The following is a 24,697-nucleotide window of genomic DNA, read 5'->3' as shown; positions in this document are numbered from 1 at the left end:
TTAGACACTAACTAACTATGAGACAATGGCTTAGGGTAGCTGCACTCCTATTCGTACTGCTGGGATGCGGCATTTTTTCTTTTGGGCAGGAGCCCGGTGGCGATGCACAACGCAGAACCACAATAACAGGGAAGGTAATTGATAAAGAGAACGGCCAGCCCCTTGAATTTGCAACCCTTGTGCTTCAAAGTACAGAAGACCCGAATAATATCACAGGAGGTATTACAGATGCAGAAGGAAAGTTTGAAGTAGAAGCACCGGCCGGACGTTATAACATACGGGTAGAGTTTATTTCATACAAAACTTACGAGGTTAAAGACCGAATGCTCAGGGGAAGAAATGACCTGGGAACCATCTCCCTTAGCCTTGACGTTTCTACCCTGGAAGCGGTAGAAGTAACCGGAGAAAGAACTACGGTAGAGATCAAGCTTGATAAAAAGGTCTACAACGTAGGTAAAGATCTCACCAATGCCGGAGCCACCATTTCTGATGCCTTAAACAATGTTCCTTCTGTAGCAGTTGATGTTGAAGGTGGTATCTCTTTAAGAGGAAACCAAAACGTTCGAATTCTTATCAATGGTCGTCCGTCTGCTTTGGCCGGATTCGGATCTACCGATGCCCTTCAACAACTACCGGCAGATGCCATAGAAAGAATAGAGGTTATTACAAGTCCTTCTGCACGTTATGATGCGGAAGGAACAGCAGGTATATTGAATATTGTGCTTAAGCGAGATAAGACCCTTGGATTCAACGGAACATTCCAGGCTAATGGAGGGTACCCTGAAAGTTTTCAGGCAACTTCAAACCTGAATTACCGTACAAAAAAGTTTAATTTCTTCAATACCATAGGGTATCGCTACAGAAATTCTCCCGGTCGTGCTTTAAATGATAATATTTACAATCCCGGAAGCAGTAATTTTGACAGGATCACCGAAGAAAGAGACTGGGACCGCACCAGCAATGGATTCAACCTGAACATTGGAACAGAATATTTTATCACAGAACAAACCTCTGTTACTGCCAGCTTTTTTACCAGGCTGAGTGACGGAGTTGACCTGACTACCAATATCAATGATCGTTTCTATGCAGATGGTTCCTTCGATCAATCAGTAAGTACAGAAGAAGAGAATGAAGAAGACCGAAGTTATCAAACGTCACTGAACTTCAGACACAATTTCAATGAAGATGGTCACAATCTTACCGTAGACCTTCAGTATTCTGAAGATAAAGAAGATGTAAACACGCCTATTGAAGAGCGTATCTTTGCTCCCCAGGATTCCCTGATAAGAGATGATGATGTTTTTGAGATCCAGGAACAGAATGACTACCTGGTGCAGGCAGACTATGTATTACCTATAGGAGAAAATGCACGCTTTGAAGCGGGTTATCGGGGATCTTTCGAAAACTCAGAAACCGATTATCTGTTGCAGGGACTGCAGCTCGATCCAACGCTACCTGATTTTGGAGAGGTCGTAGTAAATTTCGGATTGACTAATACTTTCAATTTCGAGCAAAACATCAATGCATTCTACACCCAATACGGAAACAAATTTGGAAAGTTCTCTTTCCTGGCTGGGTTACGTCTGGAAAACACACGACTCATAGGGAGCGTTGACTTTAATGAAAATGAAGTAGACTTTCCGTTTGATCCTAATTTCGATAAAAATTTCCTGGGACTTTTCCCAACGGCCAACCTCACCTGGGAATTTGGAGAAAGCGAAAATATTACCCTTGGGTATAACCGTCGTATAAACCGCCCCAGAAGCTGGCAGATTAACCCTTTCCCATCACAGTCCAGTCGTACCAATATTTTCCAGGGAAATCCTTCTTTGAACCCCGCTTACGCCAACACCTTTGATCTTGGGTACCTTAAGCGATGGGACAAGCTAACACTAACCACATCGGTGTATTATCAGCTTGAAACGGATAGCTTTGAGTGGATCACCGAAGAAACAGGAGAAGTTACCTCAGATAATATTCCGATCTTAAGACGAACTCCTATCAACTTATCATCTGAAGAACGATATGGTGGTGAGGCCGCAGTATTATGGAATCCTTCCAAATGGATGCGTATCAACACCAGTGCGAACGTATTCAGATTCGTCAAAGACGGTGAATATAACGGCACTGATTTCGGTGCCTCCAATTTAAGCTGGTTCGCCCGTATGAATGCCAAGGTTACCTTGCCCGGAAAGATCGACTGGCAAACCAATGCTTTCTACAGAGGCCCCAGCGAGAATGCCCAGTCAAGAACAGAAGGTCTGTTTATCCTAAATGTTGCCTTTGCCAAGGATATATTCAAGGACAATGCAACCATTAGTTTTAACGTAAATGACGTGTTTAACTCAGGTGTACGTCGTTCGGTTTCAGAAACTCCCAGAGTAACTTCAACCAGCGAAACCCAATGGCGTGTAAGACAATTCCAGGTTGGATTTGTATACCGCTTTAACCAAACGAAACGTCAGCAGCAAAGGGGCCGAGGAAATGATTATGGCGATGATGATGAAGGAGGGTTCTAGAGTTTGAGTTTGAGGAACGAGTTGCAGTTTGCAGTTTGCAGTTTGCAGTTTGCAGTTTGCAGTTTGCAGTTTAGAAAAGTATGAAACCAGATCATTAAGGGGAAGCATAGCTTCCCTTTTTTTGGTCTTGAGGTTGAGGAATGAGTTTCAGTAACGAGTTTGAGTTGGAATTTGAGCTCAATGAAGAAGCGGAGTTGCGAAGGGAATTGCAAAAGGTTTATGATACAAAAAAAGGAAGCGTTGCGCTTCCTTTTTTTATTCTTCTCGTTCAGCTTTTTTAGCAGCTCTTTTCTCCTTGATCATTTCAATGATAGAACCTCCTACCCAATAAGGGATCACGAAGGTTAAAAGAAAGATCATCAACCAGAACCCGATAGTTAGGATGGTTAAGAAGGCTAAAAAGCCAAGATACTGATCAAATTCGAACATAGTTTCCGGAAATTTTCTGAATTCGCGTCAAAGATAACCACAATTCTTTAGTTAACCCTGCAATTTCCTGAATAATTTGAGGTACAATTTTCGCTGAAAATGCCACCATACCGGTAACACCGGGTATTGCGCCCATCGAATAGATTAACAATCAATGGTTAAGGCCGTGATTACCTTTAAAGAAATGCCTTATGAAAAACACGGAATACTCCAAGGCTTACCCCCTGAAAAAATGTAAATTTGTGCTGATCAAAAATCAATACTTCTTATGGAATACAGAATAGAAAAAGATACCATGGGAGAGGTTAAGGTTCCCGCCGACAAATTGTGGGGGGCACAAACCGAAAGATCCCGAAATAATTTTAAGATCGGAGCCCCGGCAAGTATGCCTTTAGAGGTGGTTTACGGGTTTGCCTACCTGAAAAAAGCAGCTGCTTATACCAACTGCGAACTGGGCGTGCTTCCTGAAGAAAAGCGCGACCTGATCGGAGCAGTTTGTGATGAGATCCTGGCCGGAAAGCACGATGATCAGTTTCCACTGGTGATCTGGCAAACAGGTTCGGGCACCCAGAGTAATATGAATGTGAATGAGGTGGTAGCCAACAGAGCACATCAACTGGCAGGAAAAACCATTGGTGAGGGCGAAAAGACCCTGCAACCCAACGATGATGTGAACAAATCACAATCGTCTAATGATACCTTCCCTACCGGGATGCATATTGCCAGCTACAAAATGATCGTAGAAACCACCATTCCAGGAGTTACACAGCTTCGTAACACCCTTCAAAAAAAGGCCGAAGAGTTTAAGAATGTGGTTAAGATCGGGCGTACCCACCTGATGGATGCTACCCCGCTGACCCTTGGACAGGAATTTTCGGGATATGTTTCTCAGTTGGATCATGGTCTTACAGCCTTGAATAACACCCTGGAGCACCTTTCAGAACTGGCTCTGGGAGGAACCGCAGTAGGTACAGGGATCAATACTCCTGAGGGGTATGCCGAGCTGGTTGCCAAATACATTGCGCAATTTACCGAGTTGCCGTTTAAAACCGCCGAGAACAAATTTGAAGCCCTGGCTGCCCATGATGCCATTGTTGAAACTCACGGTGCTTTAAAACAGCTCGCCGTTTCCTTAAATAAGATCGCCAACGATATTCGTATGATGGCCTCTGGTCCACGTTCAGGTATTGGCGAGATCATTATACCGGCCAACGAACCGGGAAGTTCTATCATGCCCGGAAAGGTTAATCCGACCCAAAGTGAAGCCATTACCATGGTGTGCGCCCAGGTAATGGGTAATGATGTTGCCATTACTGTTGGAGGTACCCAGGGGCATTATGAACTTAATGTTTTCAAACCTATGATGGCAGCCAACCTGTTGCAGTCTGCCCGACTTATAGGAGATGCCTGCATTAGTTTTGAGAAGAACTGTGTGGCAGGCATTGAGCCGAACCAAAAGAGAATCGATGAATTGGTAAACAATTCTTTGATGCTTGTTACAGCCCTTAACACCAAAATAGGGTATTACAAGGCGGCAGAGATCGCTAATAAAGCGCATGAAGAAGGTACTACCCTCAAAGAAGCTGCCTTAGCTCTCGGACATCTCACCTCAGAAGAATTTGATGAGTGGGTAAAACCGGAAGATATGGTTGGATCTTTGAAATAGATCACAAAAAAAGGAGCTATAGGGCTCCTTTTTTTTTTGCAGTAAACAGTTTGCAGATTACAGTCTGCAGTTTTATGACTTAAGGTTAAATTTTCTCATACAGGCCTGTTATATTCAGGTGCCAATTCATTGTCACGAACTTATTCACTGAGAACTGAGAACCGAAAACTGCAAACTGCTTACTGTAACCTACAATAATTCATACGTTTGCTTCGCGATTTCCAATTCTTCGTTGGTAGGCACTACTAAGACTGCAACTCTGGAGTTTTCCTTGCTGATCACCCGGGGTTCTTTGGAGCGTATGTTATTCTTATACGGTTCCAGTTCAATGCCCAGATACTCCATATCTCTGCATACCAGTTCCCTTAAGATATCACTGTTCTCCCCTATCCCGGCTGTAAATACAATGGCATCTACCCCGTTCATGGCAGCCATATAGGCCCCGATATACTTTTTAATGCGATAGGCGTTCATCTCCAAAGCCAGTTGACATGCTTCATCGCCCTTCTCTGCTGCTTCCTCGATATCCCTGAGATCGCTCATTCCCGTAAGCCCCAGCATCCCACTCTTCTTGTGAAGTATTTCACTCACTTCTTCTGCCGTGTACCCTAATTTCTCTATCATATAAAAGATAACCGACTGATCGATATCACCGCTTCTGGTACCCATGATCAATCCGTTTACCGGACCAAATCCCAGAGAATGATCAATACTCTTTCCATTTTTCGTAGCAGTGATACTGCATCCATTACCCAGGTGAATGGTTATATACTTTCCTTGTTTCTTTTTAAGAAATTCACCTGCCTTTTCAGAGACATATTTATGACTTATACCGTGAAAACCGTATACCTGTAGTCCGTGTTTGTCCTGGAACTCGTTAGGAATAGCATATTTCTTGGCTTTTAACGGGATACTTTGATGAAAGGCGGTATCAAATACGGCCACCTGTTTGGCCTCTGGAAATATTTTTTCTGCCACCTCTATTCCTTTATAATTGGGCGGATTGTGTAAGGGGGCCAGCGAAAAAAGTTCCTTAATACTTTCTTTAACGGCATCATTCACTTCTATGGTATCAGAAAAGGCGGCACCACCATGCACCACCCTATGCCCTACAGCTTTGATCTCTGCAGTATTCTTTATGACCCCATTCTCCTTGTCAAGAAGCATTCTGGTGATCTCTTTAAGTCCTGTTTCATGATCGGGGATTTCAAGTTCTTTTGATTTTTTGGTCCCTTTTATCGTTAGGTGAAGTGCTGAATTTTCAAGCCCTATTCGCTCAATAAGTCCGGAAGCAACCACTGTTTCACTGGGCATTTTTATCACTTGAAGTTTTATGGAGGAGCTGCCGGAATTAATCACTAGAATTGCATTCATCTTGTAAAAATCTTTTTAAGAATTAAATACCTTGAGCCTGTATAGCGGTCAGGATCACGGTATTAAAAACATCGTCTGTTGTACATCCACGGCTAAGGTCGTTTACCGGTTTATTAAGTCCCTGGAGCATCGGACCAATAGCAAGGGCACCTGTTTCGCGCTGTACTGCCTTATAGGTGTTGTTTCCGGTGTTGAGATCGGGAAATATAAGTACATTGGCCTGCCCTGCTACTTCAGAGTCAGGCAATTTACTGCGCCCCACAGTCCGGTCAACAGCTGCGTCATATTGTATGGGCCCTTCTACCTTCAGATCTGGACGTTGCGATTTTACGATCTCCGTGGCTTCACGCACCCGATCTACATCCTCCCCTTTTCCCGATGTACCGGAAGAATACGACAACATTGCCACCTTAGGCTCAATCCCGAAGGCTTTTGTACTGTCTGCAGAAGAAATTGCTATTTCAGCCAATTGTTCAGCGGTAGGGTTCGGGTTAATGGCACAATCTCCAAAAACAGATACCCTGTCAGGGAGACACATAAAGAAAATAGAAGACACCACGCTTACCCCGGGTTTGGTTTTTATAAATTGAAGAGCCGGCCTGATCGTATGCTGGGTGGTATGAACCGCACCAGACACCATTCCGTCGGCGTGCCCTTTATAGATCATCATGGTTCCGAAATAGGATACATCACTCATCATATCCTTGGCAATATCAAGGTTGATATTCTTGTGTTTTCGCAGTTCGTAAAAGGTGTTCACATAATCTTCAAAATGCTCGGAGTCTACCGGGTTAATGATCTGGGGTTTTCGGTTGGGGAAATTAATTCCCAGTTGAACAATTTTCTCCTCGATCTTGACCGGATCCCCTAAGAGCGTAATATCCACAATATCCATAGCTACCAGACGGGAGGTTGAAATAAGGATGCGATCATCTGTACCCTCAGGAAGCACAATATGTTTTTTCTCCTTTTGTGCCCTCTTCATCAGATCATACTGAAACATGCGAGGGGTTATGCCTTTTGGCTGCAGGTTGATCAGGTGTTCCAGAACAGAATCAAAATCGACAAACTTCATAAAGGTATCAATAGAGGTTTCTATTTTCTGGGTACTACTGGCGTATATATTGGCCTGAATATTACCAATTTGGTTGGTGGCATTAAAAGTACCTAACTGAACTGATATTATAGGTACTACCTGCGACAAACCATCTATTAGCTTAATGATCGAGGGCTCGGGCAGCAAGCCTCCGGTGAGTACAATACCGGAAATTCGTGGATAGTTGGTAGAAATATTGGCTTGCAGGGCTCCGAGAATCACATCAGCCCGATCTCCGGGAGTGATAACAAGGCTGTCATTATTGAGGTGTTGTAAATAATTACGCAATTGCATGGCACCCACTCCGTAACTTCCTACCTGATTATCGAGATACTCCTCCCCGATCACCACCTTGCCTTCCAGGGCATGCATGATCTCTTTTACCGTTGGATGCGCCAGTGTCTCTACCATGGGAATGGCAAAGGCAGCCACATTCTCCGGCAGAAATTCCTGCATTCCGGTAGAGGCCACCTCAAGGTTTTCGGGCTGTATCTTATTAGCGATCAAGGCCACTACATCTACATCCTTATCAACAAAGGTTTTATAGGCCATTTCCATACTTCCCAGCAATTCATCCCGGGTCTTATTTACTCCACTGGCCACAATGATGGTTGGCACCCCCAGGTTTTTAGCGATAAGTACATTGACATCAAACTCGAAAACACTGCCCTCACCTGAATAGTCTGAACCTTCTATAAGGACCATGTCATAAGCAGCCTCCAACTGTTTATACCGATCTATAATGGCATTAATGATATCGCCTGACTGTCCTTTGTTGCGCATTTGGATCACTTCTGACCGGGTAAACGAATAAGCCTCCTTATAGGTTAGAGGCAGATCGTAATAAGTTAATACGGTATCAATGTGATTATCTTTGACCCCTTCAGGAAGATCTTCAATGATGGGCCTGTAATAGGCAACTTTAGTAACCTTACCCAATAAGGTTCTCATAAGGCCCAGGGTAATTAGAGATTTTCCACTGTTAGCCTCCAGGGTGGCGATATATAATCCTTTATTCATAACAATTTGCTTTCTCTTTCAAATTTACAGTATTGAAAAGAGGTTTCCTAAATGTTTTAATACCTTTGAGTGACTAAAACAGCATATGAGAACCCTCTACATAAACATCGGAGAATTACTGCAGATCAGAGATCATAGCACTACCTATCTCAGTGGCAATGAAATGAACATTCTTCCCAGGCTTCAGGATGCCTTTTTGTTGGTGGAGAATGATACCATAGCCGATTTTGGAGAAATGCGTTATGCCGACGCCGTTTCGGCAGATCGCATCATAGATCTTCAGGGAAAATTTATGCTTCCTGCGTGGATTGACAGTCACACACACCTTGTTTACGCCGGTAACCGGGAACAGGAATTCGTTGACCGTATCAACGGTTTAACCTATGAAGAGATCGCCAGCAAAGGTGGAGGTATTTTAAACTCCGCAAAACGACTGCAGGAAACTCCGGAAGATGACCTGTACGAGCAATCAAAATTGAGATTAGAACAGGTTATGGCCCAGGGAACCGGGGCCATAGAGATCAAAAGTGGTTATGGACTAACTCCCGAGGCCGAACTTAAGATGCTTAGGGTAATCAAAAGGTTGCAGGCAGATTTTCCGGCAACCATAAAGGCAACATTCCTGGGGGCACACGCCGTTCCGGCTGCACATAAAGGTAATCGAGATGAATACATGAATGTGGTAATCAATGAAATGCTGCCGGCTGTGGCAGAAGAAAAGCTTGCTGATTTCGTTGATATATTTTGTGAAAAAGGGTATTTCTCGGTAGAGGATATGGAACGTTTGCTCCGGGCTTCAAAAAAATTCGATCTGAAAGCAAAGGTTCATGTTAATCAATTTAATATTACAGGCGGCGTACCGGCTGCCGTAAAACACAATGCCTTAAGTGTAGATCACCTGGAGATCATCAACGAGGAGGATATTGCAGCACTCAAAAACAGTGACACCATGCCTGTAGCCCTTCCTTTATGCTCCTTTTTTATCTCTATTCCCTATACACCCGCCCGCAGAATGATCGATGCAGGACTGCCTCTTGCCCTGGCCTCAGATTATAATCCGGGAACATCTCCCAGCGGTAATATGAACCTTGTCATTGCCACCGCTTGTATTAAAATGAACATGACCCCGGAGGAGGCGATTAATGCCGCCACTGTTAATGCCGCCTATGCTATGGGACTTGAAGCTACACACGGCAGTATTACCAAAGGAAAAAAGGCAAACCTGATCATTACTAAAAGTATACCTTCCTACGGGTATCTGCCCTATGATTTTGGTAATACCAACATTCATCAGGTGATCCTTGAAGGAAAGGAAATATAGACCCATGGAAGTCATATTTGTGCCATTACTGCTAATTCAGCAGGACTTTAGCACATTATTTAACCCATAAAACCCATTTTTCTTCACGGTACTTCCCATTAAAATGAGATCGCTGTAATTGCTTGGCCCTATAATAATTATCGGCGTAGGCCAAATACACATATTGGTAATTATTATCAGGGTTCAAAAAATGTAATGGTTCTAATCCGCGAGATCTCAGGTCCTCTGTGAACTCTTTAAAATACCTGTCTTCAGCAAAAACATTTACCACCAGATAAAACCCTTTCTTTACACCTTCTCCTGCGTTAAGTACTCGATAGCTGGAACTTTTTTCATTTTCGTTTTCATTCTTTTCTCCTTCCGGTGAAATAGCTTCCTCCTCCCCTTCAAGATAGGTTTGCTTCTCATAATCTTCAGGCACATCCTCCAACGAAGCTAATAAACCCAGGTATTGCGCCATATCGCGATGCTCTTGATGTTTATTCTTAAGATCTTCATTGTGATCTGTAGTGGTTTCATGCGAATCTGAAGATTCAACCAGAACATCTTCATTATCAATATCTGTCAGGACCTTATCTAACAGTGCTTGCTTCATTTCTTCTTCATTTTGCGTCAATGCCCTATTCATATCAGGATCAGGAATGGCTGCAGTTGCTACAGAGGTTGTAGTATCGTTCGATTGCTCATCCTTATCTGATATCGCTCCTCCTATTACAGCATAACCGGTGTTTAATGTTTGGGCAATGGCTTCCATTTCAGATACCTGTTCTTCCATAGTGACATCCGACATTTCATTATCATGCTCTTTCACAGCACTTGCATTCTGAGTGTCCTGAACTACGGCAGCTGTCCTGGGCTTAGGTGAAGAATTGCCCAATTCAATCGTTGCCATTGCCTCATAAGTAGGCCCGAAATTATTGATACCGTTTTTCCAGCCGGATTCGTAGGTCAGAGCTATGCTCATACCGCCTCCTATCTTGACACCCAACACCCCGTTAACTCCGTAGGTATTGTTATAACCCATTTGAAACCATCCATATTTAGGAAGGTCTATCATGGTATTCCCTCCGTATTGGGCTACTTCATTAGGTTGTGTCTTAGCGTATACAACGCCCCGCCAAACTGCATCTCTCATAATGCCAAAGGCATTCACAAACCGCTGGTTGAAAGCCAGGTGACCTGAGTAGATCTTACCATTGAACCCGGTTACAGAACGGGACTCATTCAAGTTGTAATCAAAAAGATTTTCGGCATAGAATCCCAGATCGAACTTACCCGCGCTCAGGGTCATTCCAGGCATGAACAGCCAAAGAAAATCATTTTGATTTTCAAGGATGGCCGGATCCGGGTCAGCAGCACTCAAAGCCGTTTGATTAAGTCCTCTTCGAAACAAAGTGGAGTTTAACCCCAGAGTCAAATGCACCTTTTCGGAAAACTGAACCTGATAAGCATAATTCATCAATAGCCCGGAATCAGTTAAGAGTCCCAGGTTTTGTTGATAAAGTCCTAATCCTGCCCCGGCATTTTCACCTATCTTCCCGGAGTAATTGAGCAGGAAGGTCTGAGGCGCATTGTTTACCCCAGCCCATTGTATACGGCTCCAGAAACTCAACGCCCTTCCCTGTTCACGGGATATACTGTAGGCCGGGTTGAACAGCATACGGTTGTATTTGTTCAGGTTGTGCTGTCGCCAATCGAGGGTAACAGAATTATTGGTTACCTGAGAGAATGCCTGCACGGTTAACAGCAACAGTAACAGGCAAATGCCTTTATCTGTAAATTTCATATCAGAAATACTTAATGATTTATCGAAGCAGGGTAATTACCCCCTTCTGAACGCTCTTACCCCCTTTGTTCAGGATGTAGTAGTAATTGGAATCCTGTGCAGGTATTTGATCCATTGACTGAGGCCAGCTGTTGTCATAACTTTTGGTTCGCAGTACCGGCTGTCCGTAAGAATCACATATAATCACCTCCAGATCGGGGTCCTCGAGAAATTTACCCGGCAATACCCATCGATCATTTATAGCATCATTATTAGGTGTAACCACATTAGGAATAGCGCTTACGTAATCGTAATTGACTTCTACGGTTTTTTCTATGACACACCCGCCCGATTCGGCTCTGAGGTGGTATATCCCATCCTCTGAAATATGTAAGGCTGCCTCCTGAGAGAGAATATCGCCCTCAGCGTTCAACCAGGTATAACTATCTGCCCCACTGGCAACCACTTCAAGTTCTTTATCAGGTACCAGGAAAATACGCTCTCCCGGGTAGATCTCAATAGTATTAAGTGCCTCTGGAACTACTTCTACAGGCTCAGAAACAGACAGGCAACCCATATATTCCATTTCTACACGATACACTCCTTCTGCCTGGGCTGAATAAACCGCATCCATACCTGAGTGCACCAATTCATTATCACGATACCAATTGTAAATAACATCCTGATATTCATCAACCCTCAGCATTGCAGGAGCAGAACAAGTCAGGACTTCCTCCAGGTAAAGATTGGGTTTCTCCAAGCCTATATACGCTTCTTTTGCAACTGAGAAATAGGATTCGCCCTTGTAATTTACCTCCAGGGTATACACTCCCCCTGCCGTGTAATGGTCTAATTGAATGACGGGTCCTGTTATTCCTGTAGCAACCCCTTCTTTTAACCAGGAGAAATCAAAATTCGCATAAAGATCTTCACCTATACTAATTTCATCTCCATTAGAGAGCGAACCAGTAAGCTGGTTTAAAGAAAGAATTGCAGCTGTATTGTCACAGGCCATATAAGAACCATCAAAATCTATTTCGGCACTAAAGTTTACCGGCTCAAATACCTGAAAAGTTGGAGAATAAACCTCCATGGCACAACCATTAACATCTTTAAGTACTGCATGGTACTGACCTTCATCAATGGCAGCAAATTGGGTAAGATTGATATCTTTTGCTACTTCAGCACCATTTTTAAACCATGATATCTCAAGGTCATTACGATTCGTCGTGATCTTTAATTCTGCAATGGCTTCTCCAATGAGCACCGACTTAAGCGGAGCGATCGTACTTACTTGGATCTCATTCCCTGAGATCATAACCGGATCAGAAGTAATGGTACATCCGAACTCATTGGTTACCTCTAAAAAATAGGTTCCTAAAGTACTGCCGGAAGCGCTGAAAGAATAATCAGAAGCAGAAGTTTGTATGGCCGATACCGGTTGTCCGTTTCGAAACCATTGATAGGTGTACCCCGGTTGATCATTCTCGGCCTTTAACATAATTTCCTGTCCGGAACAGGCAACGATCTCGCTGGGTATGGCAAGAACTACCTGCATGGCATCGAGGGCCTCAACAGATACAATATTAGAAACAACAGATCCGGAACAGGCTCCGTAAAAGGGTTCAGCATAATAGTTTCCGGCTGTATTCACTTCCAGGTAAGGAAGTTCTGTTTCTGTATAATATGCGCCGTCTTTAAACCATATATACCTGTTGGCAACATCTTTGTCAAGTTCCAGTAATACGGGTTCTGAACCGCAAAAACTCGAAGTCTCGTAATTATTAAGCACCAGGTATTCTGATGGTACATAATAGGCATCAAAAGGCTTAGAAGGTTCACTGGTTAATGCCGGAACGGTAGAACGTATTCTGATACGGTATCCCGAACCTGCCATGGTCGTGGCAAACTCAAGAGAATGTGTAAACTCGAATGAGGTATTTTTGTCTGAAAGGGTAGCAAGCACCTCTGCCTGTGAAAAATCTCCCTGCTCGTCAGAAAGCTCTATATAAAAAGTATTCCCGGAAGAAAAAGATTTTTCAGAAAAAGAGAATGCCACTTCAAAGTTTCTGAAGGAATCACTAATACAGGCATGGCTAAAATTCAGCACAGGTTGGTTCAAGGTTTGGGAGTAACCATTAACCGCGGCTAAAAACAAGACTATTAGGGCAAAGTAATGTTTTTTCATAGGTTAAGTTTTCTGTAGCTACCAAGTGTTCTTAACTTGATTTTTCCTACAATTACACTAATGAATGTAGTACAAAAAATCACAAAACCCGATTAAATGACAAAAATATCGATGAAATACACTTTTTTAATACATCGATACGTCGTTCAAAAATTAAGTCAGAGTAGTATACATACACCTATAACCGCGAATTCTGTTATCTTTCAGAAAAAAACAAAATCCATGCAACTATTCAGACTATTACCAATCCTGTGTTTATTGTTCGCCCTCACAGCCTGCAATTCCTCTTCCAAAAAGAATGGTCAACAGATCGAAGAGGAATCATCCACCGTATTTTATTTAATAAGACATGCAGAGAAAGACCGAAGTGACCCGGAAGAAAAAGACCCGGCTCTCACCCCGGAAGGGCAATTAAGGGCCAACTATTGGAGTGATCTGTTCAGGGAGGTGCCTTTTTCAGCTGTTTACAGTACAGATTATGCAAGAACCAGGCAGACTGCTGAGCCAACGGCAGCATCAAAACAGTTAAACACAATGATCTACGAAAATGGTGCTGCCCTTGTTAAAGAATGGATAGCTCAACATAAGGGAGGGCACGTACTTGTGGTTGGACACAGTAATACGATTCCCGGCATTGCCAACGCTCTTTTAGGTGAGGAAAAGTATTCTCAAATTGAAGATACGAACAATGCAAATCTCTATATCGTGCATGTTAAAGGTCAGAATGCCGAAAGCATACTTCTGCAACCCGAGCCTATAAACAGGAATCACATGGTGCCACAAGAACTTCCTTAAGTTCTATTACCGAGAGCAACTCTAAATCATCCTCCTGAAAGAGGCTGTCCAGTTGATACAGGGAAGCCTCTTTTGACCGGGGTTTAAAATTGCGATAATCAGAAAAGTCAATTCCTTCAATGCTTCGTCTGTTAAAAGCTTCTCTGAATCTCATACCACCGCCATTGGTATGATATTCATAAGCCAGAAAGTCTACCTTAAAGGTATTCTGATTTATCCAATACAGAAATACATCTTCAAAGTCAGTACCCCCACCTTCCTGATCAAACCAAACTTTGATCTTATAATAAGGGGTTCCATTGATCTCAACCGCCTCCAATATTTCTTTGTTAACCGCCTTGTCATTAAGGCCGTAAGGCAGATAAGCGAAGTAGTGTACTGAATTCACTGAATTGGCATATTTCACCGCCATGCTATCTGCCACCTCAGCCGGGTTGTTATTGAGAAAACGTTGAAAGCCATCATTGGTTATCACGTCTCTTACCTGAAAAGAATCCTGTACAAAAGTTCGTTCCAACAAGAATTTGCCGTTTTCTCTGGCAGAGCGGTACTTCTTATCTCTGAACTCAAAACGGATTTCCTTACCTTCTAAATTGGCACTCCCCGAGCTTTCAAGGGATCTGTTCACGATTTCAGTAGCATCCGGAGAACAGGATAGTATACTCAGGGCCAACACCAGGATCACAGGTAGGTATTTCATGCTATGCTATTTTTATCAATGCTTTTAATTAGGTCGCAAATATACAGTTTAGATAACAAAACTTCATTTCTTCGGAAATAGAGGGAATTCACATATTGTTCTTAAATTTGAACCAACTATGAAGAACACGGTTAACATCAAGAATAAACGAGCGCGCTTCGAATATGAGATCCTGGACACCTATACAGCCGGTATTGTTCTGGCAGGTTCAGAGATCAAATCAATTCGTCAGGGCAAGGCCTCTATTGCCGAAAGTTTTTGTGAATTCAATGACAAGGGAGAATTATTTGTGATCAATATGACCATTCAGGAATATGATCATGCCACGCATTTTAACCACCAGCCTAAGAGCGAACGTAAATTACTCTTAAACAAGCAGGAACTGCGTAAGTGGCACAAGCAGGTAAAAACCTCCGGGCTCACTATTATACCCCTCCGGGTGTTCATTAACGACCGTGGCTTGGCCAAAATGCAAGTTGCCCTTGCCAAGGGTAAAAAGCTCTATGACAAAAGAGAGTCCATTAAGGACAGAGACAGTAAAAGACAGCTTGACCGTATTAAGAAGGCCTATAACTAGTTTTTATCTTCCAACATAGGTACGAAACGAAAATCACCGTATTCTGTCTTCTCGAATTCTGTTGCTGATTTACGAACAAACCGCGTCATTACCTGAACTTCATCGCCCACCGGTATAACCAATTTACCTCCTATTTTCAATTGTGAGAGCAAAGGTTTTGGAACAAATGGAGCTCCTGCGGTAACAATGATCCCGTGAAAAGGGGCTTCCTCTTCAAGGCCTTTATAACCATCGCCAAAGATCATGCGCTTTGGCTTATACCCCAGTTTAGGTAGAAATCGGCTGGTTTTTTTAAACAGTTCGTGCTGTCTCTCTATGGTATATACCAGGGCTCCTATTTCAAGAAGAACCGCACTCTGATATCCGCTTCCGGTTCCTATTTCCAGGATCTTATCACCGGGGGCAACTTCCAATAATTCGGTTTGAAACGCCACCGTGTATGGCTGAGAAATGGTTTGATCTGCAGCTATGGGAAAGGCTTTATCCTGGTAGGCATGGTCTTCAAAACTACTATCCATAAACAGGTGCCGTGGAATATTCGCAATAGCCGCCAATACACGTTTATCTTTGATACCTTTGGATTCAAGGGTTTGCACGAGTTTATTTCTCATGCCCTGATGTTTCAGACTATCTTTCAAGATCGGTTGGATTTTAGAGGGGGTAAAATTAACAATTATCTCATTTATTCTGCCCAAAGTCGGGCCCTGTTCTTAAAATTAATAGGGCTTCAGGTTGAAAGAATGCCATTAGAAGTTTATTTTTGTGAAAAACATCGTTCTATGCTTAAAGCAGGGGTTCTTGGTGCCGGTCACCTGGGCAAAATTCACCTAAAATTATTACAACTATCTGATCAATATGACCTGGTAGGTTTTTTTGATCCCGATGAAACCAACGCAAAAAAGGTTGCGGCAGAATTTGGATATAAGTACTTCTCCACTATCGATGCCCTATTAGAAGAGGTAGACATGGTAGACATTGTTACTCCAACCCTCTCGCATTATGATTGTGCGGTGAAAGCTATTGAAAAAGGCAAACATATTTTCCTGGAAAAGCCCATCACTAAAACAGTGGAGGAAGCCAGATCGATCATAGAACTTGCAACTGCAAAGGGCGTCAAAGGGCAGGTTGGACATGTTGAACGATTTAATCCTGCATTTATGTCGGTTATGGGCAAACTGGAGAATCCTATGTTCATAGAGACCCACCGCCTGGCAGAATTCAACCCGAGAGGGACTGATGTTCCTGTGGTACTCGATCTCATGATACACGACATTGATATTATTCTGAGCGTAGTCAGATCAAAGGTTTCTAATATTGTAGCCAGTGGTGTTGATGTGATCTCGAACTCTCCCGATATTGCGAATGCCCGAATTGAATTTGAGAACGGTTGTGTGGCAAATCTTACTGCCAGCAGAATATCACTGAAAAACATGAGAAAGTCCCGATTTTTTCAGAGAGACGCCTATATCTCGGTTGACTTTCTGGAGAAAAAGGTAGAGGTAGTCAAAATGAAGGATGCCCCTGAAAACCCGGACGAATACGCCCTGGTGTTGCAGAATGCCGAGGGCATTAAAAAACAGATCTACTTCGAGAACCCGAAGGTTACCCAGAACAATGCTATTTTAGATGAACTGGAGGCCTTTGCTCATGCCATTAACAACAATACCACTCCTCCGGTAACCCTTGAACAAGGAACCGAGGCTCTGAGGGTTGCCATGGAGATCGTTCGACTCGTTGAACAAAAAAATTAAGCTGAAACAAACACTATAAATTTTACGAATACATGAAAAAGATCGCAGTAATTGGTGCAGGTACCATGGGTAATGGAATTGCTCATACCTTCGCTCAATTCGATTATGATGTAAATCTTATTGATATTTCTGAAGCTTCTCTCGAAAAAGGAATGAGCACCATCACCAAAAACCTTGACAGAATGGTTAGCAAGGGAAGTATTGACGAAGCTAAAAAAGAAGCAACCCTTAACGCCATAACTACTTATACAAGCCTTGAAGAAGGTGCAAAAGATACCGACCTTGTTGTGGAGGCCGCAACAGAGAACGAGAACCTTAAGCTCAAGATCTTTGAACAACTTGACGAAATTTGTAAGAGCGAGGCTATTCTGGCTACCAATACCAGTTCAATCTCCATCACTAAAATTGCCACCGCTACCAAACGTGCCGATAAGGTAATAGGGATGCACTTTATGAACCCGGTGCCGATCATGAAACTCGTGGAAGTGATAAGAGGATACAATACTTCTGATGAGGTGACCAGCACCGTGATGTCCTTATCAGAAAAACTGAATAAGGTTCCGGTAGCGGCTAATGATTATCCGGGTTTTGTAGCCAACAGAATCCTGATGCCGATGATCAACGAAGCTATTGAAACGCTTTACAACGGTGTTGCCGGGGTAAAAGAGATCGATACGGTTATGAAACTGGGGATGGCACATCCCATGGGGCCATTACAGCTTGCCGATTTTATTGGTCTTGATGTTTGCTTATCTATTCTAAACGTTCTTTACGACGGCTTTAAAAATCCAAAATACGCCCCATGCCCTCTATTGGTGAATATGGTTATGGCCGGGAAGCTGGGTGTAAAATCCGGGGAAGGTTTCTACGATTATTCTGCCTCGCGAAAAGCAGAAACCCCATCAGCCCAATTCAGCTGAATATAAATTAAGTACCTTCGGAGAAAAGTAATACCTATGTTCCTGATAAATCCATTCAGAGCCGTCATACCGGTTCCGGACAAAGTTGCCCATGTGGTGACAAGGGACCTTAGGAGCTATTCTCCGGAGGAACTTCAAGCGATACTTAAATACAATCCTTATTCTTTTCTTCAGGTCATCAACCCCGGGCACCGTTATAATAAAGAGGTTACCGGAGAAGACAGGAATATCCTGGTTAGAAACAGGTACCTGGAATTCGTTCAGGAAAAAGTGCTCGTCAAAGACGATCAGCAAGCCCTTTTTCTCTACCAATTAGATCATGATACCTTAAGCTGCATGGGACTTTTGGGCAATCTTCATCTGTCTCATTACGAAAAATCAAGGGTAAAGCCTCATGAAAAAACGCTGAAGGCAAGGGTAGAGATCTTCCAGGATTACCTGAGAACTACCAGAATTCAAACAGACCCAGTCTTATTGGTACATGATGACGATAGTACATTACAGGAATACCTGGAAAAACTGAGGGCAAACGAACCCTGTCTTAATTTCACCACTCCGGATAAACAGAAACACCGCCTCTGGCGTATCACTGACCAGACCGCCATTGAACGTATCAGCAATTATCTGGAGAAAATGAATACTATTTACATTGCAGACGGGCATCATCGTATCTCTTCTTCTGCAAAAATGTACAAAGAGAGCACTCAAGACGGGCATCAGGATTCAGCCTATGTTATGAGTTTGTTTGCCGCAGCCTCTCAGGTTCGAATCAGTGGATTTACCAGGTTAGTACACGACCTGAACGGACTCAGTAAGGCCGATTTTCTAATAGCTCTCGATCGTTTTTTTATTGTTGAAGAAAAAGTATCGCAGCACCTGGAACCAACCAACCCTTTGGAATTCACCATGTATCTGGATGGTGGGTTTTACAGCCTTACCCTGAGAGATCAATTCCTGAAAGATCATCCATTAAAAGATCTTCCTCCAAACATTCTACAGCGTACGGTACTAAAACCTATTCTCAACATCAAGAGTATGCGACGCAGTAAGCGCATTACTTATATACACAGCCTTAACGGAGAACTTAAGATGAAGAATCTTATTGATGAGGGGTTATATGAGGTAGGGTTTACCCATTTCCCGGTTAGTTTTGAGCAACTTAAAGCCGTTGCTGATAAGGGACTACGAATGCCGCCAAAGTCAACCTATATCGAGCCTAAACTAAAAAGTGCTCTTACTGTATTTGAATTTTAATATATTGACCCAAAAGCAGAAAGACCTGATGATAGCAGAGAAACTAAATACGATCAAATCAAATTTACCGCAAAATGTTACGCTTATAGCTGTATCCAAGACCAAACCCGAAGAGGATATCATGGAAGCTTACCGTGCCGGTCATCGTGACTTTGGCGAGAATAAGGTTCAGGAAATGACGGCGAAATACGAGAACCTTCCTAAGGATATCAGATGGCATATGATAGGTCACGTACAGCGTAATAAGGTAAAATATATGGCTCCTTTTGTACACATGATTCATGGGGTAGACAGTTTGAAACTTCTAAAAGAGATCGAGAAGCAGGCCAAAAAGCAGGATCGGGTAATAAATTGCCTGCTGCAAATTCATATTGCCAGGGAAGAATCGAAATTCGGACTCGACGAAGAAGAGCTAAAGGAATTACTCGCTTCTGAGGCTTTTAGCCAGATGAAATATGTGCATATTAAAGGACTTATGGGTATGGCTACATTTACCGATAAGCAGGAGGTCGTTCAAAGTGAATTTTCCTATCTTAAGCAACTCTTCGAAAGCCTGAAAAAAGATCAGGAATCATGGCCTCACCTCAGTATGGAGGTACTTTCCATGGGTATGAGTGGCGATTATGAACTGGCCGTAGAATGTGGAAGTACCATGGTCAGAATTGGAAGCAGTATTTTCGGAGAGCGTAATTATCAATAAAATACCAAGGTATTGTACGTAATTCTGGATATAGAGACCACGGGGGGAAAATACAACGAAGAAGGCATCACTGAGATCGCTATCTACCGGTTTGATGGTCATGAGATCACTGATCAATTTATCAGCCTGGTCAACCCTGAAAAAGAAATTCAACCCTTTGTGGTGAAGCTTACCGGCATTAACAACAAAATGCTTAGAAGTGCCCCAAAGTTTTACGAAGTTGCCAAGCGGATCGTAGAGATCACCGAAGGGTGTATTCTTGTGGCTCATAATGCCCAGTTTGACTACAGAATACTTCAAACCGAGTTCAGACGATTGGGGTACGACTTTCAAAGAGAATCATTATGTACCGTTGAGCTCTCTCAAAAACTGATGCCCGATCAACCTTCCTACAGCCTGGGAAAACTGGTGCGATCGTTAGGTATACCCGTTAGCGACAGGCATCGAGCCAACGGTGATGCCCAGGCCACCCTAAAGCTATTCAAGATCTTACTGAATAAAGATAAGAGCAAGGAGATCATGAGTAATACGGTCAGAACCGCAACTACCGGTGTATTAAGTCAACGCCTGCTTGATATTGTAGATGCCATGCCTTCTTCCATGGGACTTTACTATATGCATAATGACAAGGGGGAAGTGATCTTTATTGAGAAAAGCAGTAACCTGAAAAAAAGTGTCAATAAGAAATTTACCTCGGTAAGTAAAAAGTTTAGAAGTCTGCAAAAGGAAATGCGTGCAGTAACCTATGAGGAAACCGGGACAGAGCTTATCGCTTCTCTTAAAGAATATGAAGAATTAAAGATCAACAAGCCAAAGTATAACCGTCGCGGAAGAGTGAAGCCTTTTAAATTTATTTTAAAGAAGGAAAAGAATAAAGACAACTACGAGGCCCTTGTTATAGAGCCCTATAAAAAACAACACTCTTATATAACAAGCTTCAATACCTATCCGGAGGCATTGAACCTGCTGCGCCGTTTAACCTCCGATTTCAATTTGTGTTTAAAAGTAAACGGTTTGAGTGAAGCCAGAGCTCAATGTTCGGCCTATAATGAACAGAAATGTCATGGCGCCTGCATTCAGAAAGAACAGCCCTCGATATATAACGAAAGAGTGAATAATGCCGTGGCGTCCCTTACAATGAGCAACAAAAATATGATCATCACGGGAAAGGGTCGGGAGATCGATGAGAAAAGTGCTTTACTGATAGAAAACGGAACTATTAAGGGTTATGCCTACGTGAATCTCAATCATCAACTACAGGTCAAAGAGATCATACAAACCATGCTGAGCCCCATTGCACATGATCACTTTACCCGTCATATCGTTGAAAAATACATGAGAAAACAAAAACATCTTAAGATCCTGAATTTTTAGAACTGCTCTTCTTTATACCGGAGAAAATAACCGACTGGTGCTGCAGACTCCGAGAGATATGTTTGATACAGTCACATCCAAATAAGCCATAGAACGGGGCTTATAAGGCCTTTTCTGCAACGGTATCTTACAGCAAGGGTTTTCTTCCGAAGGAATTTTTAATACATATTGTAAGGATATATATCAGGAATCCTATAACTTTAAAATACCGTTAGCTGTAAATTCCTAAAAATGCCGGAAACTATAGAGCCAAAAAACAACTGGAAGTTTAAGCTCCATGAGATCATCTACGAGGCAGACACCCCCATGGGGAAAGCCTTTGATATAGCTCTTTTTATAATTATTCTGTTCAGTGTGGTTTTGGTGATGCTTGAAAGTGTTAAGCCTTTTGATGCGAAATACCACGACACCTTACTTGCGGCCGAGTGGGTAGTCACCATACTTTTTACCCTGGAATATATCGCCCGCATTATTTGTATCAAAAAACCTTCAAAATACATTTTTAGTTTTTACGGTATCATTGACTTCCTGTCAACCATCCCTCTCTATATTTCCTACTTCTTTGCCGGAACACAGGTATTACTGGCTGTTCGTGCCCTCAGATTATTGAGGGTTTTCAGGATCTTAAAACTGATCAGGTTTTTAGGAGAAGCATCACAACTGGGTCGTGCCCTGAAAGCCAGTAGAATTAAAATAGCTGTGTTTATTTATACGGTACTTATACTATCTGTAATCCTCGGAACAGTCATGTATCTTATTGAAGGGGAAGATGCCGGTTTTACCAGTATTCCCAGAAGTATTTATTGGACCATTGTGACACTTACCACAGTAGGTTATGGGGATATTGCCCCACAATCCGACCTCGGGCAGGTGATCGCTGCCATGATCATGATCCTGGGTTATGGCATCATAGCTGTGCCTACCGGGATTGTCACCTCTGAATTTGCAAGACAATCAAAGCTTGAACATGACATACACGACAATACCCAGGCTTGTCCGCATTGTCTGGAAGAATTTCACACCAGTGATGCTCATTTTTGTCATAAATGTGGATCTTTGCTGAATGAGCCATAACTATCTCATTTCGGTGGCGGGTCCCACCGCTATTGGTAAAACCGCAATGGCTATTCACCTGGCCAAGCACTTTAACACAGAGATCATTTCGAGTGATTCCAGGCAGTTCTTTAAAGAAATGTCTGTTGGAACCGCTGTACCTGACCCCGATGAACTGAAAGCTGCCCGGCATCATTTTATTCAGCACATAAGCATACACGAGAATTACAGTGTCGGAGATTTCGAGCGAGATACCCTAAAACGCCTCGACGCCTTGTATAAAGATCACACCTGCGTGATCATGGCCGGGGGCAGCGGACTCTACTCTGATGCTGTCATAAAGGGCATGGATCATTTTCCTGATATAGATCCTGAGATCAGAGAGAAGCTTAATGAGCTCTTTACTGCACAAGGGCTGGAAGCGCTGCAGCAATTACTTAAGGAAAAAGACCCTGATTACTACAAGAAAGTTGACACAAACAATCCCCATCGTCTTATTCGTGCTTTAGAAGTTTGCCTGGGTACCGAAAAACCCTTTTCCTCCTTTTTAAATCAACCTCGGGAAAAGCGTCCGTTTAACACTATTAAGGTTGGCATTACTGCCGACCGAAAGATCATATATGACCGCATTAATCTCAGAGTCGATATGATGATGGAAGCCGGCTTGCTTGAAGAAGCAGAAAGGCTTTTCCCTTACCGCGAACTGAATGCCCTTCAAACCGTAGGATACAAAGAGCTGTTTGAATACATGGATGGGAAGGCCACCCTGGAGGAAGCCGTTAGCGAGATCAAAAAGAATACACGACGATTTGCCAAAAGACAGCTTACCTGGCTAAGAAAGGACCCTGATATTAACTGGTTTGAATATGATACTGACCCCCAAGAGGTCTGTATGGCGGTTGAGGGGATGATGGATTATTAATTACTGCGTCTGGAATGTGACCAAAGGGAAACAGAACAGGCTACAGGAATTAATCACGACGAAGGCGTGATGGATGATGAATTATAAATGGTAAATGATAGATTACGTCGCCTAGAGATTACAACCTACCTGCATCGCCCTTCCACGGGCTGGCTCCCCTGTCTGCCAACAGGCAAGATCGCTAAAAAGGTCTACTTGCCAACGCACCTTCTGGCTCCTCACGATGAAAGGTTCACAGAACCTTCCAATGCCGTTCGGCCCTCTGCTTACCTACTTACCCGTATACCCGTTTAACTGTTTACCCGTTTACCCGTTTACCCGTTTACCCCAAATCATTAACTTTGAAATAAAAAAGCATGCGAAGCATTAAGAAAATTCATAATGCAGAGTCCCGGCCCATAGGAGATCTGAAAACCCACTCTCCCCTGCCTAGCCGTACCCTGCAGCAAATCGATCCTTTTATATTTCTCAATCACCACGGTCCGCAGATCTATCCGCCAAATAACAACGGGTTGCCTTTCGGGCCCCACCCTCACAGGGGTATTGAAACAGTAACATTTATAATATCGGGCGATATTGCCCACCGGGACACCTCGGGTGCCGAGAGTGTTATTGATGCCGGGGGTATACAATGGATGACAGCGGGCAGCGGACTCATCCATGCTGAGTTGTCATCGGATGGGTTTCTTCAGGAAGGAGGCGAATTAGAGATCCTTCAATTGTGGATCAACCTTCCGGCAAAACATAAGATGACCCAACCCTTTTACAAAGGAGTACCGGCACGGGAAATGGTAAAGAGCCGGCCGGCAGATGGTATTGAAATGGACCTGATAGCAGGTCAATGGAATGGAGAAGAAGGCAGTGTTTCTACCCTCACAGATGTTTTTTTAAGTACGATGACCTTTGACAAGGGTACCACTATTATGCTGGATGTTTCTACCGACAGGAATATCTTTTTCTATGTGATCAAAGGAAAGCTGGAAGTAAACGGTCATAAGATATCTGAATTCCATCTTGTTGAATTCAATAACGATGATGAAAAAATATCCATCAAGGCCCTGAAAGAATCCATCCTTATTTTCGGGCATGCACAGCCTCTGAATGAACCCATGGTAGCCCACGGTCCCTTTGTCATGAACACTGAAGAAGAGATCGCCCAGGCCTACCAGGATTTCCGGGAAGGAAAGATGGGGAGATGGGGATAGGCAGTTAACAGTTTGCGGTTTACAGTTATGCGGTTTAAATGGTTGAAATTTAAGCTCCTAAAGTCATC

20 protein-coding genes are annotated in these 24,697 nt (G+C 43.1%); 13 read left to right on the top strand and 7 right to left on the bottom strand.

What is annotated here, in order from left to right:
• Positions 1 to 17 precede the first annotated feature (17 nt).
• Positions 18 to 2,519 (top strand): outer membrane beta-barrel family protein, encoded by a 2,502-nt coding sequence (locus E7Z59_RS09160; RefSeq protein WP_136336013.1) that lies wholly within the window; start codon positions 18 to 20, stop codon positions 2,517 to 2,519.
• Between the two features lie 255 nt (positions 2,520 to 2,774).
• On the opposite strand, the gene E7Z59_RS15255 is transcribed toward E7Z59_RS09160, so the two are convergent.
• Positions 2,775 to 2,948, bottom strand: coding sequence for a hypothetical protein (locus tag E7Z59_RS15255; protein WP_168731273.1), 174 nt, complete (start codon positions 2,946 to 2,948; stop codon positions 2,775 to 2,777).
• A gap of 268 nt (positions 2,949 to 3,216) precedes the next feature.
• On the opposite strand from E7Z59_RS15255, the gene fumC reads away from it, so the two are divergent.
• Positions 3,217 to 4,614, top strand: a complete 1,398-nt coding sequence (gene fumC, locus E7Z59_RS09155; RefSeq protein ID WP_136336012.1) for a class II fumarate hydratase — start codon at positions 3,217 to 3,219, stop codon at positions 4,612 to 4,614.
• A gap of 189 nt (positions 4,615 to 4,803) precedes the next feature.
• Here fumC and E7Z59_RS09150 read toward each other — a convergent pair whose 3' ends face one another.
• Together E7Z59_RS09150 and pta are read right to left on the bottom strand one after the other, a co-directional pair.
• Positions 4,804 to 5,988 carry an acetate/propionate family kinase gene (locus E7Z59_RS09150; protein ID WP_136336011.1) on the bottom strand — a complete coding sequence of 395 codons (1,185 nt, stop codon included), beginning with the start codon at positions 5,986 to 5,988 and terminating at the stop codon, positions 4,804 to 4,806.
• Between the two features lie 22 nt (positions 5,989 to 6,010).
• The gene (gene pta / locus E7Z59_RS09145; RefSeq protein WP_136336010.1) at positions 6,011 to 8,104 is read right to left on the bottom strand and encodes a phosphate acetyltransferase; all 2,094 of its coding nucleotides are present in this window, start codon (positions 8,102 to 8,104) and stop codon (positions 6,011 to 6,013) included.
• 85 nt (positions 8,105 to 8,189) lie between these two features.
• On the opposite strand from pta, the gene hutI reads away from it, so the two are divergent.
• Positions 8,190 to 9,425: an imidazolonepropionase gene (gene hutI / locus E7Z59_RS09140; RefSeq protein WP_136336009.1), complete on the top strand. Its 1,236-nt coding sequence runs from the start codon at positions 8,190 to 8,192 to the stop codon at positions 9,423 to 9,425.
• A gap of 55 nt (positions 9,426 to 9,480) precedes the next feature.
• Here the strand turns inward: hutI and E7Z59_RS09135 are convergent, their stop codons facing one another.
• Together E7Z59_RS09135 and E7Z59_RS09130 are read right to left on the bottom strand one after the other, a co-directional pair.
• Positions 9,481 to 11,211: a PorP/SprF family type IX secretion system membrane protein gene (locus E7Z59_RS09135; RefSeq protein ID WP_136336008.1), complete on the bottom strand. Its 1,731-nt coding sequence runs from the start codon at positions 11,209 to 11,211 to the stop codon at positions 9,481 to 9,483.
• Positions 11,212 to 11,230: 19 nt separating this feature from the next.
• Positions 11,231 to 13,378, bottom strand: coding sequence for an Ig-like domain-containing protein (locus E7Z59_RS09130; RefSeq protein WP_136336007.1), 2,148 nt, complete (start codon positions 13,376 to 13,378; stop codon positions 11,231 to 11,233).
• Between the two features lie 222 nt (positions 13,379 to 13,600).
• Here E7Z59_RS09130 and E7Z59_RS09125 point away from each other — a divergent pair, with 222 nt between their 5' ends.
• Positions 13,601 to 14,173, top strand: coding sequence for a SixA phosphatase family protein (locus E7Z59_RS09125; protein WP_168731272.1), 573 nt, complete (start codon positions 13,601 to 13,603; stop codon positions 14,171 to 14,173).
• Here the strand turns inward: E7Z59_RS09125 and E7Z59_RS09120 are convergent.
• Positions 14,133 to 14,873, bottom strand: coding sequence for a DUF6503 family protein (locus E7Z59_RS09120; RefSeq protein ID WP_136336005.1), 741 nt, complete (start codon positions 14,871 to 14,873; stop codon positions 14,133 to 14,135). The two genes, E7Z59_RS09125 and E7Z59_RS09120, sit on opposite strands and share 41 nt — an antisense overlap.
• 118 nt (positions 14,874 to 14,991) lie before the next feature.
• Between E7Z59_RS09120 and smpB the strand changes: the two genes are divergently transcribed.
• On the top strand, positions 14,992 to 15,450 hold the full coding sequence (gene smpB / locus E7Z59_RS09115; RefSeq protein ID WP_136336004.1) for an SsrA-binding protein SmpB: 459 nt from the start codon (positions 14,992 to 14,994) through the stop codon (positions 15,448 to 15,450).
• Here the strand turns inward: smpB and E7Z59_RS09110 are convergent.
• Positions 15,447 to 16,088 carry a protein-L-isoaspartate(D-aspartate) O-methyltransferase gene (locus tag E7Z59_RS09110; RefSeq protein ID WP_136336003.1) on the bottom strand — a complete coding sequence of 214 codons (642 nt, stop codon included), beginning with the start codon at positions 16,086 to 16,088 and terminating at the stop codon, positions 15,447 to 15,449. The two genes, smpB and E7Z59_RS09110, sit on opposite strands and share 4 nt — an antisense overlap.
• 141 nt (positions 16,089 to 16,229) lie before the next feature.
• Here E7Z59_RS09110 and E7Z59_RS09105 point away from each other — a divergent pair, with 141 nt between their 5' ends.
• From E7Z59_RS09105 to E7Z59_RS09070, 8 genes are all read left to right on the top strand, one after another.
• Positions 16,230 to 17,201: a Gfo/Idh/MocA family protein gene (locus E7Z59_RS09105; RefSeq protein ID WP_136336002.1), complete on the top strand. Its 972-nt coding sequence runs from the start codon at positions 16,230 to 16,232 to the stop codon at positions 17,199 to 17,201.
• Between the two features lie 32 nt (positions 17,202 to 17,233).
• Positions 17,234 to 18,121, top strand: a complete 888-nt coding sequence (locus E7Z59_RS09100; RefSeq protein ID WP_136336001.1) for a 3-hydroxybutyryl-CoA dehydrogenase — start codon at positions 17,234 to 17,236, stop codon at positions 18,119 to 18,121.
• A gap of 36 nt (positions 18,122 to 18,157) precedes the next feature.
• Positions 18,158 to 19,375: a DUF1015 domain-containing protein gene (locus E7Z59_RS09095; protein ID WP_136336000.1), complete on the top strand. Its 1,218-nt coding sequence runs from the start codon at positions 18,158 to 18,160 to the stop codon at positions 19,373 to 19,375.
• Between the two features lie 25 nt (positions 19,376 to 19,400).
• Complete coding sequence (locus tag E7Z59_RS09090) at positions 19,401 to 20,075, top strand: YggS family pyridoxal phosphate-dependent enzyme (RefSeq protein WP_394346655.1); 675 nt, start codon at positions 19,401 to 19,403, stop codon at positions 20,073 to 20,075.
• Between the two features lie 12 nt (positions 20,076 to 20,087).
• Positions 20,088 to 21,449, top strand: a complete 1,362-nt coding sequence (locus E7Z59_RS09085) for an exonuclease domain-containing protein (protein WP_136335999.1) — start codon at positions 20,088 to 20,090, stop codon at positions 21,447 to 21,449.
• A 231-nt stretch (positions 21,450 to 21,680) separates the two neighbouring features.
• Positions 21,681 to 22,523 (top strand): ion transporter, encoded by an 843-nt coding sequence (locus tag E7Z59_RS09080; protein ID WP_136335998.1) that lies wholly within the window; start codon positions 21,681 to 21,683, stop codon positions 22,521 to 22,523.
• Entirely contained in the window at positions 22,513 to 23,424 is a 912-nt protein-coding gene (gene miaA, locus E7Z59_RS09075; RefSeq protein ID WP_136335997.1) for a tRNA (adenosine(37)-N6)-dimethylallyltransferase MiaA, read from the top strand. Before E7Z59_RS09080 ends, miaA begins: the two co-directional genes overlap by 11 nt.
• Before the next feature lie 356 nt (positions 23,425 to 23,780).
• Entirely contained in the window at positions 23,781 to 24,629 is an 849-nt protein-coding gene (locus E7Z59_RS09070; protein ID WP_136335996.1) for a pirin family protein, read from the top strand.
• Positions 24,630 to 24,697: the final 68 nt, after the last annotated feature.

The sequence above is a fragment of the Robertkochia marina genome (assembly GCF_004799345.1).
In the GTDB taxonomy this organism is placed as follows: Bacteria; Bacteroidota; Bacteroidia; order Flavobacteriales; family Flavobacteriaceae; genus Robertkochia; species Robertkochia marina.
The sequence above is the reverse complement of the archived record's forward strand: the minus strand, read 5'-3'. Positions and strand labels throughout refer to the sequence as shown.